The following is an 18,753-nucleotide window of genomic DNA, read 5'->3' on the forward strand; positions in this document are numbered from 1 at the left end:
TCAATAGCATCTGGTCCTTCCTCTCCAAGAGTAATTTGTTTTGTTTTAGCAGTCCCATCTTCTGTAGCCACATAACAAATGGGCAGACCAGTACCTGCCATTTTCATAACGGCGTCTAATGGAATACCAAGCCCTTCATGAGTTCCCGCTTGAATTTCTACTCGAGCATACATTCCAGGTTTCATAAGAGAAAGAGCATCAACAGCAACCTCTACTTTTCCTGTTCGAGTAGTAGGATCCAAAATGGGAGAAACTCTAGAGACTTTTGCTTTAAAAGAACGCCCAGGGAAAGCATCTAGAGAAATGTGCGTTTCTTGCCCCGCTCTTACCTTTGAATACAGTTTCTCTGGAACTACTCCCACAGCCTTAACCTGTTCCTGCTTGGCTATCACAAAGACAGGGTAAGAGGAGGTGGTGTCTCCAGTATCCACATTTCGAGCTGTAATAATGCCCGAAATCGGGGCCTCTATTCGATGATATCCCTTCGTTATCTTAAGCTGTTCCAGTGCTGCCCTCGTCTCTGCCACTTGCCTGACAGAGGTTTTATACTCTCCTTCTACATGATCATATTGTTGGCGACTAATAACTTCTTCCTTGTATAGTTGAGAAAATCTTCGATAATCGTTTTCCGCAGTCTGTTTATAAATTTCAGCCTTAGCAAGGCTTGCCTGCGCCTGGCTTATCTGCTGCTCTATAAGACTTGTATCAAGAATAGCGAGAATATCTCCTTCCTGTACTTTGTCACCTTCATGGACAAGGACTTGAAGAACCGTTTTACTTGGGACCTTACTAATAACAGCCGCTTCTTCTTCCGGTTCAAGAGTAGCCACAAAACGGACAATATCTACAAAAGTACCCTGTTTTGGAGAAACAACCTCTACTTTTACCCGTTCTATTTCCCCCACAGCACTTTCTATTTGGTGCTGCTGATAGGCTCGAAAACCTATGAGGGCAATAAAGATAACGACTACGCTAAAGAGCATCAGACTCTTTTTCACTCAAAATCACTCCCGTTCCTATTGTTCAGCTGTATTTAGAGGAAGGCCTACTGCATATAAAAGTTCTGTTTTAGATATGTGCGTATCATAAACTGAGTCAACAAGCTGAGTCCGAGCATTAGTGAGAGCTACGCGAGCATCAAGAACATCTATATTTGTGCCTACCTGAGAGCCGTACCGTTTTAAAGCCATACGATAGTCTTCTTCTGCACTTTGCACCTGATCCGTAGCGACGGATATTCGTTGCAAAGCAGATTCAAGGTTAAGTTTTGCGACAGAAACTTCCAAGTTAATTTGTTTTTTAAGGTCCTCTGCCCTGAAAAAGAACTCATTGGCGGCAGCCTTCGCCTCTTGGGCCTTGGCCTGACTCGCTCCACCATCGTAAAATTTCCAAAGAGCTGTAAGAGAAATTTTCCAGTCATCTTTTTCACTCGGGAAAAAAGTGTCATCAGCAACATAACTCTCAGCCTGTAAAATCACCTGCGGTTTGCTTTGTGCTGTTGCTGCCTTAGAAAGGGCAAGAGACGACTGAACGGCAAAGTCTAGTGCTTGAAGCTCCGGTCGAGTATCTAGGGCGAGAGAAAAAGGATCCTCAACCACAGGAACATCAGGCCGAGACTGATCTGGGTCTGGCAAAGTATATTGAGAACGTAGAGAGGCCCCCACAGCTCGTTCTAAGGCACTCCATGCCACATCTACTCCGTTAACAGCCTTTATTCTGTTTAGTTCGGCTTCTGACACATCTACGCGAATTCGCAAAACTTCATTTTTAGCTACAACGCCATGATTATAAAAAGACTCCACTTGCTTCAAATGTTCTTTAGTGAGTCCTAATACATCTTCCGCTACAGTAAGTTTGGCTCGAGCTCGCTGAAGATTGTAATAACTTGCTAAGACATTGCTTTCCACTGTCTGAGACACTCTGGTCTCTTGTGCTTTTGCTCCCTCTAAAGCCAGCTTCTGGCTTCGTACAGAGTTTTCTACAGCGCCACTACTGTAGAGAAGATAATCAAGAGACAGAGCTGCACGATAAGTTTTTTCAAACCCAGCTATAGCCGCTCCTCCTGTAGGAATTACAGGATACCTCGGCTCCTCCCCTAATTGTTGGTACGTTAAAGACGCTGCCAATTGGGGTTTTTGCGCCGATTTTGAGCCTAAGTATCTGGCTTGAGCCTGATTCACTCGCTCTGCCTCCGCCGCCAAGATCGGATTGTTTTTCTGTGCAAGCTCTAATACTAGCATCTCTGTAAGAGGTTCTCTTTCCTGAGCCCATAAAATGCGTCCTTCTGAAAAAAGGCAGGCAAATAGGGTTATTAACGCAATCGTATAAAAGTATTTTCTATGGTGCATATGGTGCTCCTCCTTTAAGAACTCGTATTACTAAAAATTTCCAAGAACGTTTCGCTTCATCGACTGAGAGGGTTGTTCCTACGTTAGAAACTAATCCAGCAATAAAGTTCTCGAAAATTCGAATCAGTTCTTTAAGAGAAAGTCCTCCCGCTCCATCTTTCAGAGAGGGGTACATCCTCATAAGAATAGACTCAAATTCCTCCACAAAGGATAGGCTGATAAGGCGATTTAAGTCCTGAATTTCCGTATTACCCCTAATAGACTCTAAAGCCATATGGACGCTGAACATTCGCCATAACTGGTCTTTCATCATTGCATCAATAAGCTGTTCTCCCCGAGCGATAAAAAGCCCCTCCCGTTCCTCAGGCTTTTCTGGCTGATCTGGCACCATAATATGGCGGATGCGCCCTACCTCTCCCTTTAAAACAGCCCTATAAAGATCTAATTTTCCTGAGAAATGCCAGTATAAAGCTCCCTTACTCAAATTTGCTTCCTTAACAATGGAATCAATGCTCGCTCCATAAAACCCTTTTTCCGCAAAGTGTTTTCTCGCTATAGACAATATGAGGGTTCTCGTATCTTGTGCATTATTTTCTTTCAAACACCCACCTCCCGACCGTTCGGTATATGAAAAGTTTATTCCATACCGACCGGTCTGTCAAGTAATTAAAAACGCAGGGAGGAAATCCCCCCTGCGAAGAGATCTATTCTTTTTTAAAGTGGTAAGGAAAGGATGCGACGTGCGATTTCAAAATAGACAATCAGACCAAAAACATCAACGATGGTTGTAATGAAGGGGCCCGACATAATAGCTGGGTCAACTTTCACCAGCCGTGCTATAAACGGCAATAGGGTTCCTGCTAAATTACCAAGGAGAACCACCGCTATAATAGAAATTGCAACCGTAATGGCTACGCCGCTCCCAGCATTAAGCATATAGGCTCTGCCTATGCCAAAAATGGCGAGAGTACCCCCAAGAAGAATTCCCGTTACTACTTCTCTTAAAACAACTCTCCAAATATCCTTCCATTCAATATGCCCCAGTGTGATTCCACGAATAACAAGGGTGGAAGCCTGCGTACCAGCATTTCCGCCAGTATCAATAAGGAGAGGGACAAAAAAAGTCAACGTCACCACGCTTTGGATAGCGAGAGTATATCGTTGCAAAACAGTCGTAGTAAGAGTCTCAGTTAATATACAAATAAACAACCATACAAACCGCTTTCGAGCTACAGTAAAAACACTAGCATCAAGGTAATCTTCTTCCACTGGTTGAATACCAGCCATACGTTCGAAGTCTTCTGTCGCTTCTTCTTCTACTATGTCGAGGACGTCATCAAACGTAATAATTCCTACAAGCCGTTTTTCCGTATCTACAACAGGAACAGCTTGCAGGTCGTACTTTGACATAACTTGTGCTACTTCTTCCTGATCTGTAGTAGTTATAACATAAATAGGTTCGTCCATAAGAGACGATAAGAGAGTCTGAGGTTTTGCCATAATCAAGGATTCCAGATCTACGACCCCTTTAAGTTGACGCTGTCCGTTAACTACAAAGCACGTGTAAATAGTTTCTTTACTCCTAGCATTTTTACGGATCCTGTCTATAGCTTCTTCAGTGGTCATTCCCTCTTTTAAATCAATATACTCAGGAGTCATTATTCGTCCTGCCGAACCGTCAGGGTAATTTAGTAAGGCATTAGCCACTGTCCTTTCTTCAGGAGAAAGGCGAAGAAGAAGTTTTTTCACGGTTTTTGCGGGCAATTCATCAAATAAGGCCGTACGATCATCATCAGACATCTCTTCTATAATGACTGATACTTCAGAGTCTGTGAAGTGAGCAAGCATTTCTTCGCGCTCCGCTCCCTCCATAAATTCGAAAACTTCAATAGCCAAATCTTTTGGAAGAAGTCGAAAAATAAAGACTCGTTCTACCGGAGACTTTTCGCTAATAATTTCAGCAATGTCTGCCGGTTCCATGTCACTGAGAAGATCTTTTAAATTTTTAAATTTTTTCGTTTGGAAAAGTTTATCGATACTTTCATGGTACTTCCGCTGCAAGTCTTCCATTGGCATCTCCCCCTTTGCTTTTTGAGATAATAAAGGGTGAGGATCAAGTCACACCCGACAGGCGTCGGATGCTTCTCAGACCTGAGGTCAGGGGTAGAAGACTGACTCGACGCCGTTTAAAAAATTAAAGAAAAGAAGTTATTTTTGTTACACGATAAAGGGACAGTACCGCTATCCATGTTTTTCTCCTTTAAAAATTTCCTTTTTATTGAAAAAAGAAACATACGGGGCAAGAAACATAAGCCTGCCCCGTATGTAATACCCCAATAGAGTCGCGAAACTAACGCTTCGAGAACTGTCTCTGTCCCCGAGCGCCCTTCTGGCCAAACTTCTTTCTCTCTACCATACGAGGGTCGCGAGTTAGGAGGCCAGCTTTTTTTAACGCAGGGCGAAGCTCTGGATTCAATTTCAAAAGAGCTCTGGCAATCCCAAGACAAACAGCACCGGACTGCCCTGTCAAGCCACCCCCATTAGCACGGACGAAGACATTGACCTTGCCTTCAACTCCGGCAGTTTTAAGTGGCTGCAAAGCATGTGTCTGCCAAACCTGACGTGGGAAATAATCTTCCACTGTTCTTTCGTTAATCTGTATAGTTCCATCACCCGGACAAATTCTTACACGAGCGATAGCATTTTTACGTCTTCCAGTTCCCCAAAAATAGGAAGGAGCTACCATTCTTGTTCCTCCTTTCTCGAAAAATCGGTTTTAAAACTCCAGCGGCTTAGGCTGCTGGGCAGAATGAGGATGATTCGGACCTGCATAGACTTTCAACTTCTTATGCATCTTCAGACGGGTCTTCGGGAGCATCCCCTTCACAACCATTTCCAAAAGCCGCTCGGGCTGTTTTTCAAGTACCTCGCCATATGTCTGGCTCTTCAGTCCACCAGAGTATCCAGTGTGACGATATCGCTTTTCATTCTGGCGTTTATTACCTGTCAACTTAACTTTCTCCGCATTGATTATAACAACGAAATCCCCACAATCTACATGAGGAGTATAGGTGGCTTTATGTTTTCCCATAAGGACTTGAGCTACCTGAGAAGCTAAACGTCCCAACGGCTTATCGGTGGCATCCACTACATACCACTCACGCACAACTTTCTCGCGAGTAGCCATGTAAGTACGATTGCTCGCCATGCTTATTTCCTCCTTTACATTAACAACTGAAGATATTTATTTTTCTAAAATACCTCTCCAGCCTTAGAGAAGTAACTTCTTCGAGTGCATCTTGGGAATGTGTGGCGGCATTCCCTTCCCGAAACGATTACTTCCTTTTCTTGGCGAGATATTCTATTCGCAAACCTATGCTATTGTACACGTATTAGGCGAGGATTTTCAATCATTCCTGGCAATCTTCCTCTTTTAGCTACAGGAACACCATCCACAACCTTCAAATCCATAGTCATATCTCTCGGTGCACCATGAGTGATATAGCTTCCCACACCAAAACTGTCAACTCCCGCCTCAGAAAGAACACGAATTCGATCGGGAGTAAGACCTCCGGAAGCAATAATTCGCACATGAGAAAAGCCTGCGAGATTGAGACGATATCGAACCTCTTTTACTAACTCCACAGTAACGCCGCCTCTTTCTCCAGGAGTATCGAGACGAACACCAAAGAGACGATCGCCCAGTGTTCTTGCTACTCGAAGAGATTCTTCTGCTTCATCTTTAAACGTATCTACGAGTACAATACGAGCTTCTTTTTCAGGCACTTCAGCATCGTACACCTTGGCCAACTCCACAGTATCTCCCATGATCAGCACTGCGGCATGAGGAACCGTACCGGTAGGCTCAAGATTTGCCAGTTTTGCACCCAACATGCAGCTAGCCCCTGTACAACCTCCTACAACAACGGCCGCTCTTTCCATAACTGAAGCTATGGCTGGATGAACATGTCGAGCACCAAAACATAAAACAGGTTTTCCCTCTGCAGCCTCTACACACTGTCGAGCCGCAGTTGCCCATCCACTTGAGCTCGCTAAAAATCCAAGTAAAACTGTTTCATATAATCCGAACTCAGAATAAGAACCACTAATTCTCATAACAACATCTTTGGGTGCAAAAGGGTCTCCCTCTTGCAATGCATATACAGCAACTTTTTTATCTTTCAGGACTTGCATCGCCTCAGGCAAACCAGCAAAGATTCCATGACCACGAGCAAAAAACTCCGCAACTACAGGAGTATGCAGTTTTCCAGCCCGACGAAGCACATCCCTTGTTTTCAAAAAATATACATCTGATGTAAGGCCGCTCAGAATTTCTTCGTGAGTGGCACTAAACAAACGGTCGGAACGAACCTGAACAGAGGAAAGATCCTCAAGGGAATCGAGGTTCCCGTTTTTTGTCATATCCATTCTCCTTTATTTCGACATCATAACAAGGATAAACGAAGACAGCATAAAGAGACTCGTCAAAACAACGGTAAGCTTTGTAAGAGCGCTGAGACGCTGCCACTGGCTTCCTCCAAAATCGGCCTGCGTCCCCCCGCCAAAGAAGCCGGAAAATCCACCTTCTTTTCGCTGCTGAAGAAGCACAGCTCCCATTAAAGCAATACTTAATATGATATGAACAACGCCAAGGACTACTTTCATCTTCTACACCCCCCTGTACGGTAAACCTCAGGAATCCAGACAATAGGTTATTTTACCATATTTGCCGCTGAAGGATATGTACCAATTGATAAGATGCTATTGCCCGGTGAGAAATTCGAGCTTTTATTTCAGGAGGAAGTTCTGCAAAAGTCTGCGTATAACCCATTGGGATAAAAAGGGGGTCGTATCCAAACCCACCTGTTCCAGAAACTCTCCAGGTTATATTGCCCCAACACTCCCCTTCTGTAAGCCAAACCTGCCCTTCCTCAGGCAGACAGAGCGCAAAAGCCGCTACATATTTTGCCACCCGGTCATCTTTCCCCTCTAAAACCTGTAAAAGCCATTGGTTCCGTTGAGAAGATGTAGGAGCTATTCGAGCTGAGCGTATTCCAGGACTCCAATTCAACGCTCGCACCTCTAAACCGCTATCATCAGCTAAAGCCGGAAGTCCGCAACAATCAGCCCAGCTTCGCGCCTTGAGGAAAGCATTCCCCATATAGGTCTGAGCGGTTTCTTCCACATCAAGAGACGCATAACTGGGACCAAATACAAGCCTTATTTTTAAAGGAGCAAGAAGTTCGGCAACTTCATTATATTTATTTTTATTACCGCTCGCAAATATAATCGTTTTTCCCAACGCAGGCATGTCGCTCCTCCGAGGTAATAGATAGTGCTCGGGCTTGAATATCCATAATTTTATAAATTCCTTGTTCTACAATATCGAGCATGGAGTTGAGTTCCGATCTAGCAAAAGTCCCTTGCTCTCCAGTTCCCTGAATTTCCACAAGCTCTCCCTTGCTATTCATCACTACGTTACAATCTACTTCGGCAGAGCTATCCTCTTCGTAGCAAAGATCCAAACATACTGTCCCATGAATTTTCCCTGCGCTCACAGCTGCTAAAAAAGAGCGTATAGGTATGGATTCAATAATTCCGTTCCTCCATAATTTTCGCAGCGCATCAAAAAGAGCCACAAAGGATCCGGAGATAGCTGCTGTTCGGGTTCCCCCATCTGCCTGAATTACATCGCAATCAAGCCATATCATGCGTTCCCCAAGAAGAGAAAGGTCTACTGACGATCGCAGGGCCCTCCCTATAAGCCTTTGTATTTCACAACTACGCCCATTAACACCGCCACGAGTCGTGCTTCGGAACGTTCTCTGTGCTGTAGCTCGAGGCAACATGGCATATTCAGCACTAACCCACCCCTGCCCCGTTCCCCGTAAAAAAGAAGGAACTTTTTCTTCTACTGAAGCGGTGCATATAACTTTCGTTTCGCCGAAGCAGGCAAGGACTGAACCTTCAGCATATCGAGTATAGTTTCTTAGAAAGCTTATGGAGCGCAACTCACCAATTCGACGGCCATCTCTCCGTAATTCCCGTTCTTCCATACTACATTTGCACCTCGAATATTTTAAGATTTCAATTCCCAAGGAACGGAAAGATTTACAGATGCCCCACTCTGGGGAACTTTCCCCTCCACAAGAAAACGCACTTTAGTAACGGGTGAAAAATTTTCTTTCACCGTTCTCACAATACCAGTAATAAAAAGAGTACTCGTCTCCTGCCCCAACGTATTCAAAGCGGAAAGGAAAGCAGAATTCATGTCAAGATATGCCGTATCTCCGTTACGGAAAACGTGTAAGACGGTCCCCCCACGGAAAGGTTCTCCACACTCCTCCATAATCTTTTGGGTTACATGCTGAATATCCTCTTCCATAAGACTAGAAACAACCACTATTTTTTTCTGCACTATCTCCCCGCTCATCGGAACATATATAGGGAAAGAAACCTTACGCCCAGAAACTCCTTCAGAAGTGAGGGCCTGAGAAATCTCTTCCCTGTTTTGCACTACATCAGCTTGGGTTATGACTTTTTTCTTATTCAGAAACTTGACAGCAAAAGACGTCCCCCAATATCCTATCCCAAAAAACAAGAGAATAAGAGCACTCCAAGCGATAAAACGATAGACAATAGGCGCTTTTTTCGGCGCATCATCATCTGCAAAACGCCGCCCCCGCCGAGAACGAGCTTTTGGTTGAGAGAAGCCACTATCCACATCTACGTTACGGCGTATCATTAAATCATCTTCAAAATCATCTTCGAATTGTTCTCGTTTTCGAACCATTTCTCTAGCGCATTAAGCGCCGCACCTCCTTTCTCAACCTCTATCTTCCTTTTAAGTACGCTGCTACTCCTCTCGCTATGGCATCGGCAAACTGTTGTTGGAAGGAAGAAGAAGCAAGCCTTTTGGCTTCGCTTTTTTCTGTTAGAAACCCCGTCTCAATAAGCACGGCTGGCATGGAAGCCCCCCGAAGGACAAAGAAAGGCGCCTGAGCAACCCGACGCATATTGAGGCCCTGTTTTTTCCCGGCATTAAATAAATACTCAGCCACATCCGTGCTTTCGCTTATCTTCGCATTCTGTTGCATGTTCCCTAGAATATTTAATAGCATTTTCGTCTTCTGGTCTACCTGGGCCGCACTTTCAGAACCATTCTCTCCTGTTAATTCCCTATTTTCGATAAGAGCCAGTTCCATGGCATCTTTATCTGTTGGCAAGGCCATAATATAAATCTCCGTACCAGAAGCATGACGTCCCTTGGGAAGAGCGTTTGCGTGGACGCTAATAAACATATCAGCTTGCCACTGATTAGCAAGGTCTGTACGTTCCCGTAACTTAAGGTATACGTCATCCTCTCTCGTGAGACGGACATTAAATCCTAGTTTTTTTATACGCTCTGCTAGGCACAAAGCAAATTGAAGGTTAAGATCCTTTTCTCGCAATCCATTCGCCATGGCGCCCGGGTCTTTCCCCCCATGCCCTGGATCAATTACAACCAATTTTTTTCCCAAACTTCCTGCCTTTTCACCCGTTATTGGGGGAAGAGGCCGTTGTTCTGCTATGACCTTCTGAGGTTTATCCTGTGCCTGAGGTCTTTCGTTTACAGGGGAACTCGCTTTCTTACTACTTCGATAAAAATCGACAACAAGACGGGGTGGCGCTGAAAGAGCAAAAGTTTTTTGGCTACCCCCCATTTGGGATCCAAGAGAAATTTTACAACTATCTTTCGCCGTCTCTACATTTACAGTTATTTCTTTTGGAAACGGAGACACTAACTGAGCAGTAGCAACCTCCGAAGTAGTGAAAGAGACGAAAACCGTATTGCCTTTCTCTAAAATTTCTGGAGGCACAGTTCCTTCATAATCAAAAACAACCCTCGTTTTTTCATCATATTGCCCCCATCGAACAGCCTGTAAGACACAGGGGGCCGACGGGGAGAGATCAATCATAGGAGGGGAAGGAACCTCCTCAACTTGAGTTTGAGCCCCCCTCTGAAGCTGTTGAGAGGTAATTGAAGCTGATGTTGAACTAGAGCTCATATCTGCGTTTCCTCTCTCTCCCTGCCGAGAGGAAGGGCGTCCATCCAGGCTTGAACCACACCATGAAAGTTGAGATGAAGACCCACTATTTTGAAGGAGCCCCTGAAGAATATTCAGTGCCGATTGAGATTCTACCCACCACTGGTTATTGTCAAGGATGGCTGGCGCTGCCATAGGCATAAGTTGTACATCTAACCATACTGCCGCTGCTTTATGAACAATTTGGAGTTTAGATCTTCCTTGAGAAACAATAAGAGTGTCGTCCTTGTGGGTCATAGAAAGATTTAAAAGACGCCCCATAGTTCCTATGGACACCATAGTCAGCCTTCCTTGCGTACGAGTTGGAACTTCTCCGACTGTCTTCCCCTCTACTGCAAGCACCCAAGGCCGCTCCTCTGCAAACAAATTCTCGCAAGAGAATAGGGCTACACATACACTCACACATAAAAAAAGGAGAAGAAAAAGTAAATTAAAGTCCTGCCGCCGTAACATCTTCTACCACCACTGTACACCCTCCCGTATCTCCCCAGAATAAAAGATCATTGCCTATGCATACAATTTTTTTAAGAAAATCTAAAAGGTTCCCGGCAATAGTCATACCAGATACAGGAAAAGAGAGTTCCCCATTATGCAAGGCAACCCCTTTTATTCCTAAAGAAAAATCCCCGCTCACCGGATTAACTGTATGAAGCCCTAATAAGTCCATAATATAAATCCCGTTTCTGACAGAGCAAAAAATATCTTCCTGTGACAACGTCCCTGGCTCAATATAAATATTTGAAACGTCCACGTCTGGAACAGAAGAAAAGCTTCGAGCTCCATTACCAGTAGAGGGGACTCCATCTTTAAGGCCGTATTTAAGATTATATAAGAAGTTTTTTATAACCCCTTTTTCCATTAGAACCGTACGTTGACAGGGAACTCCCTCTCCATCGAAAGGAGCGGTCCCCAATTTTTTAGGCATAAGGCCATCATCAATAATAGTAAGAAGAGAACTTGCTTCTTGTTTCTCTAATTTCCCTTTATAAAGAGACATATTTTTATGAACATTTGAAGCAAGAAAAAGCTCTCCGATAACTGAGAGGAAAGAAGCAGAAACTTCCGGTGAAAGGATAAGGGTATACTTTCCCGTTTTTAAAGGCTTCCCTCCTAAAATATACGCTGTCTGTGTTACTGCCTCTTCTACAATACGACTGAGAGGAAGATCGCTAAGGAAACGGTAGCTTTCTCCATATCCTCCCATTTCCAAATTAACGCCATCGCTCATAACAAGACTCAATCCTGCAGAAACGCTGGTTCCGTTATACCAGCCTCGTATTCCTGTAGAGGACATGTAAAAACTTTTACCTATGCTGTCGTACCAAGAGGCGCTTCGTATCGACAAAATCCGCTTGTCTTTTGAACTCGCTTCCTGGGACATATAAAGACAGGACTCCTGTCGTTGTTCTGGGGTGATAGAAGAAACAGCCTCATCTTCCAGCTTCAGATCGTCCCTGTAAGAGGGTTTTTGTTCGTAAAGAGTAACCCATGGATCTGGTTCGGAACTACAACAGTTAGCCCAGCTCCACGATACCAAGTTCTCAAAAGATGCGGGGTCAAGGACATTCATATGCGCAACACCTTGTCGACCGTCCGCATCTATGACTCGCAATCCTATCCCCATAAAAAAGCCCGTTCTGTTTTGTTCCGTTTTACCATCTCGCAAAGATAAAGAGCTACTTTTTCCTGAATAAAAAAGGATATCCGCTCCTTTCGCGCCTCTATTCAGAGACTTTTCTATCAGAGAAAAAGCACTATTTTCCACATAGTTAGCGTTGGGAAATTCCATTATATTTTTCGCACCTCTTCAACAATAATTTCAGCACCGCGCAGAGCTTGCTCCTGAGAAACATCGAGGTGAGTAACAAGTCGCAGCCGACGAGCCCCCATAGCAGTAAAGTAAACTCCACGTTCAGCACAACTCTGAATAAGACTATGAGCATCTGGACCTTGCTCTGGCAACGAGAAAAAGACCATATTAGTTTGTCTTCCTTTACGCTCTACATTAAGCCCAGCTTCTTCTAGAACTGACGCTATAAGCTGTGCATGTTTATGATCATCAGCTAATCGCTCTATGTTATGCTCAAGAGCATACAGTCCAGCCGCTGCAATAATTCCAGCTTGGCGCATGCCTCCTCCTAGCTTCTTCCGCCAATGTCGTGCTTCGTCAATGAAAACCTTTGAAGCACATATCATACTACCTATAGGGGCTCCGAGCCCTTTAGAGAGACAAATTTGAACCGAATCTACCAAAGAACTAAAAGCCTTTATATCTACTCCCCAAGCCAACGCTGCATTAAAAAGTCGGGCCCCATCCAGATGTATAGGCAAATGAATCTCACGAGCCTGTTTCACAACATTCTCAAAACTTTCTACAGGAACAGCCACTCCCCCGCACTTATTATGAGTATTTTCAAGACATAGCAACTTTGCAGGCGAATGGTGTACATTTCTAGGGGGACAAAGAGATGTAATTTCCTGCGGAGACAGAATTCCAGAACTATCATCTGCTAAGAGTGGGAAAAGCCCGCCTAAGGCAGACATTCCACCCCCTTCATAATTATATATGTGAGAGAGAGCCCCGAGTATGACTCCGTCGCCTCGTCCGCAATGAGTTAAGAGCGAGGTGAGATTTCCCATAGTTCCAGAAGCCACAAACAGAGCTTCTTCTTTTCCTGTTATTTCTGCTGTTTTTTCCTCTAAGCGACGCACTGTCGGATCTTCTCCATATACGTCATCACCGACTTCAGCTTCATACATAGCACGGCGCATCTCTTCGCTAGGTTTTGTCACGGTATCGCTCTTGAAATCGATAGGGAACAACATCAGATTCTCCTCCTTACAAAATCTAGTTCTCTTTTCTATTTATCATCTACAATATCATTATATAAAAGGGAGAAAGACGTTAGAGTGATATTCCAAGTCGCGCCCAGGGCAAAAACCCCTCGTTCACAGGAATTCCCATAGAAATACTGGGACGATTCGCACCATGATAGTCGGTCCCTGCCGTGGGGAAAAGCCCCATCTCATCCGCTATCCGAAGAAACTGGAAAATCTGCCCTGAGGAGTGATGGGGGGTAATGCATTCCAATCCCCAAAGCCCTTTTTCTTTTAAACGCCTGAGAATATCTACAAGCTCTCCATTATCATCTGTAGTTTGGGTAGGATGAGCTAAAACTGCTACCCCTCCAGCCTCTTGAATGATCTCAATACACAGGCTGGGAGAAAGTCTATACCGCGGCACATATGCGGGAGCGCCACGCCCCAAATAGCGTTCAAAAGCTGCCGACATACTCTGAACATATCCTTTTTTTATTAACACACGAGCAACATGAGGGCGAGCAACAACTTCTCCTTTCGCCTCTGCCTCCACCTCTTCAATAGATATTGACACTCCTAAATCTGTCAATTTACGACAAATTTTACTGTTTCGCTCGTTTCGTCCCTCCCGAAGCTCCTTCATATGTTTCTGAAATACTGCAGATTGAGGCTCAAAACGATATCCAAGAATATGCATTACTCCATTGAAATCAGCTGATAGCTCCACTCCTGAAATACCCCTTACGCCTCTCTGGCGACAAGCATCTAAGAAGGTCTCAACACCTTCCGTAGTATCATGGTCTGTAAGGCTGGCAACAGAAATGCCCCTACCCTTCGCTTTCGATACCAGCTCTTTCGGAGAAAGTGTTCCATCAGAAGAGGTGCTATGGAGGTGCAAGTCTATGAGGATCATTTCAATCTTATCCTGCTACTTCCTCTGTCTCTTCTGCTATCACTTCATCTAAATCAAAAAGAGTCACCAAATCTAATAGGACCACCAATCGTCCACCATTCTGTTTCACGACTCCAAGAAGATATTTTCGTTCCATACTCGTATTGAGCTGCGATCCCTGTTCAATTTGAGAATCATATACAGTACAAACCTCTCGAACGGAATCCACCAATAAGCCAAACTGTATGTCTCCCCAAGAAACAACAACTATTCTTGAATCCTCTGTGAGCTCCTTGGATGTTAGCCCCATCTTTAACTCCATATCGAAGACGGGAACTATAGTACCTCTCAAATTAATAACGCCACGAATATACGCTGGGGCGTTGGGAACTCTCGTAATAACTGGCGGGACCCTGACTATCTCCTTCACTTCATTAACGCCAAGAGCAAATTCTTCTCCGTCAAGAGAAAAAACCAGGATAATATGTTCCTCTCCAGTCTCTTCTATTTCTTCTGCGGTAACATTTCGCTTCTCAGCCACTTCCATGTTTGGACTCCTCCTTAACCTACCATTCTTCTCTATGTAAAAGCTGACCTTCAAGAGTAACTATACGTATTTCATTTTCCTCTATTATAGCCACACTTGCCGGATCTCGCCCTCTAGGTAATGCAGCACTTCCAGGATTCAAGAAAAAGGTATGGCCTTCCCGGACTAAAGAACCTATGTGAGTATGGCCTGTCACTACAAGATCAGCATTGGCTAGAAGCGCTAGCTTTCGGACTTGGGAGAAGTTGTTCCCGTGGCTTACAAGAATCATTCTCCCTTGCCACCATACTGTTACATACGGGGAGAGTATAGGCCAACGAAGCTCCTCCTGATCTCTTGGGAAATCACTATTCCCCTTTGCTATAAGGACAGGTACTGACGAAGCATTTATACATTGAGCCAAACCTGTATTCAAATTGCTTTTTAAAACATCTCCGGCATGGAGGATGGCATCAATGTTCCCCCATATATTCAATGCTTTTTCCCAGGCATCCGCATGTCCGTGGGTATCAGCTATCACTCCAAGACGTGAAAACACTGTTACCTCACCTCCCCATAGAATCAACTACAGCGAGAACATCTCTTAATAACGCAAAGGCTGCCGGACGGCTTCCTGCTCCTGCCCCTTCTATACATATTTCTCCCATGGTATCTGTACAAAAAAGAGCCCCATTTGTTACTCCATAGAGGGTGACCAATGGGTGATTCGCAGGCAAAGGAGTGGGTGCCACCTCTATATGGCAAGCTCCCCCTTGCTTATCTATCTTCGATAAAAGCCTAACGACGCCCCCACGAGTACGTGTCTTACTTAACATTTCCGGGGTAACATCTCGAATGCCCTTGACTGAAACCATTTCTCTTGTAAAACGAGGAGCGCCCATAATAGCTTGAGCTACGATCATCGCCTTATACGCTGAATCCCAACCATCTATATCAATGCTGGGATCTGGTTCTGCATAACCTCGCCGTTGGGCATCAAGAAGAGCATCATCAAGGGTGGACCCCTGCCGCATTAACTCTAATATGTAGTTACACGTTCCGTTCAGAACCCCTTCAAAAGAAAGAACTTGGCTTGCAGGGAGGCCATGACGCACAAGAGAAAAGAGAGGTGTGCCACACATAACAGTACCTTCAAAGAGAAAAAAACATCCTTTCTCTCGGGCAAGAGAGGAGAGATGATGATACCAAAGAGCTACGGGAGATTTATTGCATGTCACTACCGATTTTCCTCTTAAAAGAGCTTTCTCCATATATGTTCTCGCTGGTTCCCCTGTTTCAAGACTTGAAAAAGTAGTATCTACGAGGACATCATACACTCCATTAACAATAAGATCATCTAATGGGAGGGGATGAGAAACAACTCCTCCATCTATTCGGCCTGTCATTTCCTCTACCTTCAAAATAGAAGAAATATCAAGCCCTTCTGGAGAATAAACATTTCCTCTTCTTCGAGTAGCAATACTATTGATCTGAATGGAGCAGTCAAATTCTGAGGCTAAGACGTATCGTTTTCTTTCAAGCAAAGTACAAAATTCCCTGCCAACATTCCCAAAACCAAGAAGGAGTATGGTTAGCTTCATATATATTCCTCCGGAGCCTCTGAAATCATTATACTTTTAAGAGCAATATTGTTTCATTTTATCACTTTCTAAACAATTACGTCTTCGGGGTGTTCGTCTAAATAGCCGTCTTGTTGTATTATTGTTAAATAGAAACTTGTATGATTTTTTATTTATTGGTGAGGTGAATAGAGTTGGATCAATCTCTCTCGCAAGAACTTGTTTTGAAAGAACTAAAAAATCTCATCGAGTCCTCTTCCCTTGTTACTGCTAGGCTCATAGAATCTGTATCCATGAACTCCCAGCTTGCTTCTTCAATTACTCCAGAAATGCAACATATGTTTCATCAGTGGATGGATCTGATCGCTAAAGATGTTCTCAGATCTTTCGACGATTATGGAACTATAAACATCCGTAAAGTTGCATCTGAAATGGGGATATCGGAATCTACAGTCCTATCGCTTGTGCTCTATCTGCATAGGCAGGGGACCTTGTCTATAGAAAATATAACTGCTTGTAAAAGCGATGGTGAAAACAGAGAAATATGCCACTGCCTCCGATAAAATAAAAAATGAGGTGATACTATGGCAACTGATATAGAACTGCTCTCAGAAAAAGCACGACGAAAAGCTGCTTTAGCAGAAGCTGGATTAGAAAAGTCTGCCTCTTTCGAAAACCTTTTCAAAAGCATGGGATTTACATGTTTTTCGGAAAATTTACACCTTGAGCAGATGAGGACATGGCTCCATCTATGCATTCAAAATCATATTACAAAGCTTTTTGTCCCCATGATTCTTCTTCCTGTTATTTCAAAATTCCTAAACAGCGACCATATTAACATTAACCTAGGAACTATCATCGACTATCCTTTCCCAAATCTTCCCTCTGATCTCAAAATTTCAGCTATAAAATGGGCTCGAACACAAGGAGCGAAAACCATTATCGTCACAATGCAAAGCGGCGTAATTCGAGATCCTAACATCAGAAACAATTTCCGCGAAGCCTTATCCACGTACAAAAAAAATGTGCCGTCCCGTTTTCCTCTTTATATCGCTTTCAATTCTTCCTTATTGTCAGAAGAAGAAATTATTACTCTTGCCCGTCATGCTGAAATGGGCGGTGCCTCTGGTATATACAGTATTGCTCAACGAAAAAATCCAACAATCCTACGGAATATAGCTCTCCTTCGCTCCGCCACTCCGGATAACATACATATTGGAATCATAGGAAACATTCGCTCTTGGCAGGAAACAGAGACATTAGGAACGGTTGGAGCCGAGAGGATTATTTCTTCCTGCCCTCCCCATGAATTCCGATATCCATTTTTCCCCAACTATTAATTCTAGGGAAGAAAGAAGAGGAGACATGAAAGAAAACACATCTTCCCGTTCGTGGAAGAAAATATTGGTACCGCAATTTCTTTCCATTCTCATTATTCTTTTACTCTACAGCACGAGAAACTCTTTTAGATATGGCACTATAATTCCCTTATGGGGCTTTCTTCTCTTAAGCTACGTGGCAGGAGATATATCTTATATTATCTTAACAAATAGACAAGAAAACAGCAGCGCTATGTGGGGACATCAATTCCTTATACAGGGAATCCTTATTATAGGGTGTAGCATTGTGTTAGGGCATCATCCTATTATTTCATGGAGTGGCGTTACAGTAGCTCTTGTAGGTTTTATTTTATTATCATATAACTATTGCCTTGCTCTTTCCACGTTTTCTCCTCAACAACAGTCATTCTCTTCAAGCAACCTACAAGAAAATGAAACGCGAGAAGAAGCTGCTTTTTCTACAAAAATGTTCTTTCACTCCTTCCCGTTACCAATCCTCGTGGAAGAAAATGGAGAAATACATGGCAACGTTGCTGCACAAAACATACTGCCTCCCCTTGACACTTTGCCTTGCCCTTTCGAAAAATTTATAAAGACTCGGTCGCCTATACCTACCATCCTCCCCCTTCCTTCTGGCAAATGGACTGTGAGCAGCAGTGAAAGCCAGGGAATAAAAGGATATATTCTGTCTCCTTTAAAAGAGAATAAAATTGACGTTAAAATGCTGGAAATTATGGACAGGCGAACAGGTCTCTTTTCTAGAGAATACGCTGATCTAAGGAGTCAACAAGAACTCGCCAGATCCTATCGTTACCGCCGTTGGCTTTCTTTTATTTTGCTAAAATTCGCTATAAACGATCCAGGGAAACTCATCAATGAAAAAATGGAGCAAGAGCTATTCGTAAAATTCTGTTCCAAACTCCAACAGAACGTACGGTCTACTGACCTTGTGTTTCAGTTTGAGGAGGACAAAATACTCATCCTTATGCCAGAAACCCCACGAGATGGGATAAAAAGTCTTGCCAGCCGAATACTTGATACAGGGAGTACTCTTTTTGAGAATATAGAGGAAACCCCTTTGCCTCAATGTTGCAAAGCAAAACTGCGCATTGGAAGCGTGTTCGTAAGTGGCAACAAAAAGGTAGAATATGCCGACATTC

General features: G+C 43.8%; 21 protein-coding genes. 3 read left to right on the forward strand and 18 right to left on the reverse strand.

Features of this window, described 5'->3' with window-relative positions; translation table 11 throughout:
• The 18 genes from B4J50_RS08755 to B4J50_RS08840 all read right to left on the reverse strand — a co-directional run.
• On the reverse strand, positions 1–998 hold a 998-nt coding region (locus B4J50_RS08755; RefSeq protein ID WP_286954100.1), incomplete at its 3' end, for an efflux RND transporter periplasmic adaptor subunit.
• Between the two features lie 18 nt (positions 999–1,016).
• Positions 1,017–2,348, reverse strand: a complete 1,332-nt coding sequence (locus tag B4J50_RS08760; RefSeq protein ID WP_286847552.1) for a TolC family protein — start codon at positions 2,346–2,348, stop codon at positions 1,017–1,019.
• Positions 2,338–2,949 carry a TetR/AcrR family transcriptional regulator gene (locus B4J50_RS08765; RefSeq protein ID WP_286847553.1) on the reverse strand — a complete coding sequence of 204 codons (612 nt, stop codon included), beginning with the start codon at positions 2,947–2,949 and terminating at the stop codon, positions 2,338–2,340. Before B4J50_RS08765 ends, B4J50_RS08760 begins: the two co-directional genes overlap by 11 nt.
• A 113-nt stretch (positions 2,950–3,062) precedes the next feature.
• Positions 3,063–4,418: a magnesium transporter gene (gene mgtE, locus B4J50_RS08770; RefSeq protein WP_024823047.1), complete on the reverse strand. Its 1,356-nt coding sequence runs from the start codon at positions 4,416–4,418 to the stop codon at positions 3,063–3,065.
• Between the two features lie 280 nt (positions 4,419–4,698).
• Positions 4,699–5,094: a 30S ribosomal protein S9 gene (rpsI, locus tag B4J50_RS08775; protein WP_024823048.1), complete on the reverse strand. Its 396-nt coding sequence runs from the start codon at positions 5,092–5,094 to the stop codon at positions 4,699–4,701.
• A 30-nt stretch (positions 5,095–5,124) separates the two neighbouring features.
• Positions 5,125–5,556, reverse strand: a complete 432-nt coding sequence (gene rplM / locus B4J50_RS08780) for a 50S ribosomal protein L13 (RefSeq protein ID WP_286847554.1) — start codon at positions 5,554–5,556, stop codon at positions 5,125–5,127.
• Positions 5,557–5,726: 170 nt separating this feature from the next.
• Positions 5,727–6,770 carry a nicotinate phosphoribosyltransferase gene (locus tag B4J50_RS08785; protein ID WP_286847555.1) on the reverse strand — a complete coding sequence of 348 codons (1,044 nt, stop codon included), beginning with the start codon at positions 6,768–6,770 and terminating at the stop codon, positions 5,727–5,729.
• Positions 6,771–6,782: 12 nt separating this feature from the next.
• Positions 6,783–7,013 (reverse strand): preprotein translocase subunit SecG, encoded by a 231-nt coding sequence (gene secG, locus B4J50_RS08790; protein WP_024823051.1) that lies wholly within the window; start codon positions 7,011–7,013, stop codon positions 6,783–6,785.
• A 52-nt stretch (positions 7,014–7,065) separates the two neighbouring features.
• The gene (rdgB, locus tag B4J50_RS08795) at positions 7,066–7,659 is read right to left on the reverse strand and encodes an RdgB/HAM1 family non-canonical purine NTP pyrophosphatase (RefSeq protein WP_024823052.1); all 594 of its coding nucleotides are present in this window, start codon (positions 7,657–7,659) and stop codon (positions 7,066–7,068) included.
• Positions 7,619–8,404 (reverse strand): ribonuclease PH, encoded by a 786-nt coding sequence (rph, locus tag B4J50_RS08800; RefSeq protein ID WP_024823053.1) that lies wholly within the window; start codon positions 8,402–8,404, stop codon positions 7,619–7,621. The genes rdgB and rph overlap by 41 nt, the downstream gene beginning before the upstream one ends.
• A 23-nt stretch (positions 8,405–8,427) precedes the next feature.
• Positions 8,428–9,141: a GerMN domain-containing protein gene (locus B4J50_RS08805; protein ID WP_024823054.1), complete on the reverse strand. Its 714-nt coding sequence runs from the start codon at positions 9,139–9,141 to the stop codon at positions 8,428–8,430.
• 40 nt (positions 9,142–9,181) lie between these two features.
• Positions 9,182–10,777 (reverse strand): N-acetylmuramoyl-L-alanine amidase family protein, encoded by a 1,596-nt coding sequence (locus B4J50_RS08810; protein ID WP_286847556.1) that lies wholly within the window; start codon positions 10,775–10,777, stop codon positions 9,182–9,184.
• A gap of 88 nt (positions 10,778–10,865) precedes the next feature.
• On the reverse strand, positions 10,866–12,224 hold the full coding sequence (locus B4J50_RS08815) for a TldD/PmbA family protein (RefSeq protein ID WP_286847557.1): 1,359 nt from the start codon (positions 12,222–12,224) through the stop codon (positions 10,866–10,868).
• On the reverse strand, positions 12,224–13,261 hold the full coding sequence (gene ltaE / locus B4J50_RS08820) for a low-specificity L-threonine aldolase (RefSeq protein WP_286847558.1): 1,038 nt from the start codon (positions 13,259–13,261) through the stop codon (positions 12,224–12,226). The genes B4J50_RS08815 and ltaE overlap by 1 nt, the downstream gene beginning before the upstream one ends.
• A 79-nt stretch (positions 13,262–13,340) precedes the next feature.
• Positions 13,341–14,168 (reverse strand): PHP domain-containing protein, encoded by an 828-nt coding sequence (locus B4J50_RS08825; RefSeq protein ID WP_024823058.1) that lies wholly within the window; start codon positions 14,166–14,168, stop codon positions 13,341–13,343.
• A gap of 7 nt (positions 14,169–14,175) precedes the next feature.
• Positions 14,176–14,694, reverse strand: coding sequence for a chemotaxis protein CheW (locus B4J50_RS08830; protein WP_286847559.1), 519 nt, complete (start codon positions 14,692–14,694; stop codon positions 14,176–14,178).
• A 19-nt stretch (positions 14,695–14,713) separates the two neighbouring features.
• Positions 14,714–15,232, reverse strand: coding sequence for a YfcE family phosphodiesterase (locus tag B4J50_RS08835; protein ID WP_286847560.1), 519 nt, complete (start codon positions 15,230–15,232; stop codon positions 14,714–14,716).
• Positions 15,233–15,239: 7 nt separating this feature from the next.
• Positions 15,240–16,274: a hypothetical protein gene (locus tag B4J50_RS08840; protein WP_024823061.1), complete on the reverse strand. Its 1,035-nt coding sequence runs from the start codon at positions 16,272–16,274 to the stop codon at positions 15,240–15,242.
• 173 nt (positions 16,275–16,447) lie between these two features.
• Here B4J50_RS08840 and B4J50_RS08845 point away from each other — a divergent pair, with 173 nt between their 5' ends.
• The 3 genes from B4J50_RS08845 to B4J50_RS08855 form a co-directional block, all read left to right on the forward strand.
• Entirely contained in the window at positions 16,448–16,816 is a 369-nt protein-coding gene (locus B4J50_RS08845; RefSeq protein WP_286954104.1) for a hypothetical protein, read from the forward strand.
• Between the two features lie 21 nt (positions 16,817–16,837).
• Positions 16,838–17,593 (forward strand): hypothetical protein, encoded by a 756-nt coding sequence (locus B4J50_RS08850; RefSeq protein ID WP_286847561.1) that lies wholly within the window; start codon positions 16,838–16,840, stop codon positions 17,591–17,593.
• A 25-nt stretch (positions 17,594–17,618) separates the two neighbouring features.
• The coding region (locus B4J50_RS08855) for a GGDEF domain-containing protein (protein ID WP_286847562.1) at positions 17,619–18,753 on the forward strand (1,135 nt) is incomplete at its 3' end.

The organism is Aminobacterium sp. UBA4908, from assembly GCF_002398115.1.
GTDB classification, from domain to species: domain Bacteria; phylum Synergistota; class Synergistia; order Synergistales; family Aminobacteriaceae; genus Aminobacterium; species Aminobacterium mobile.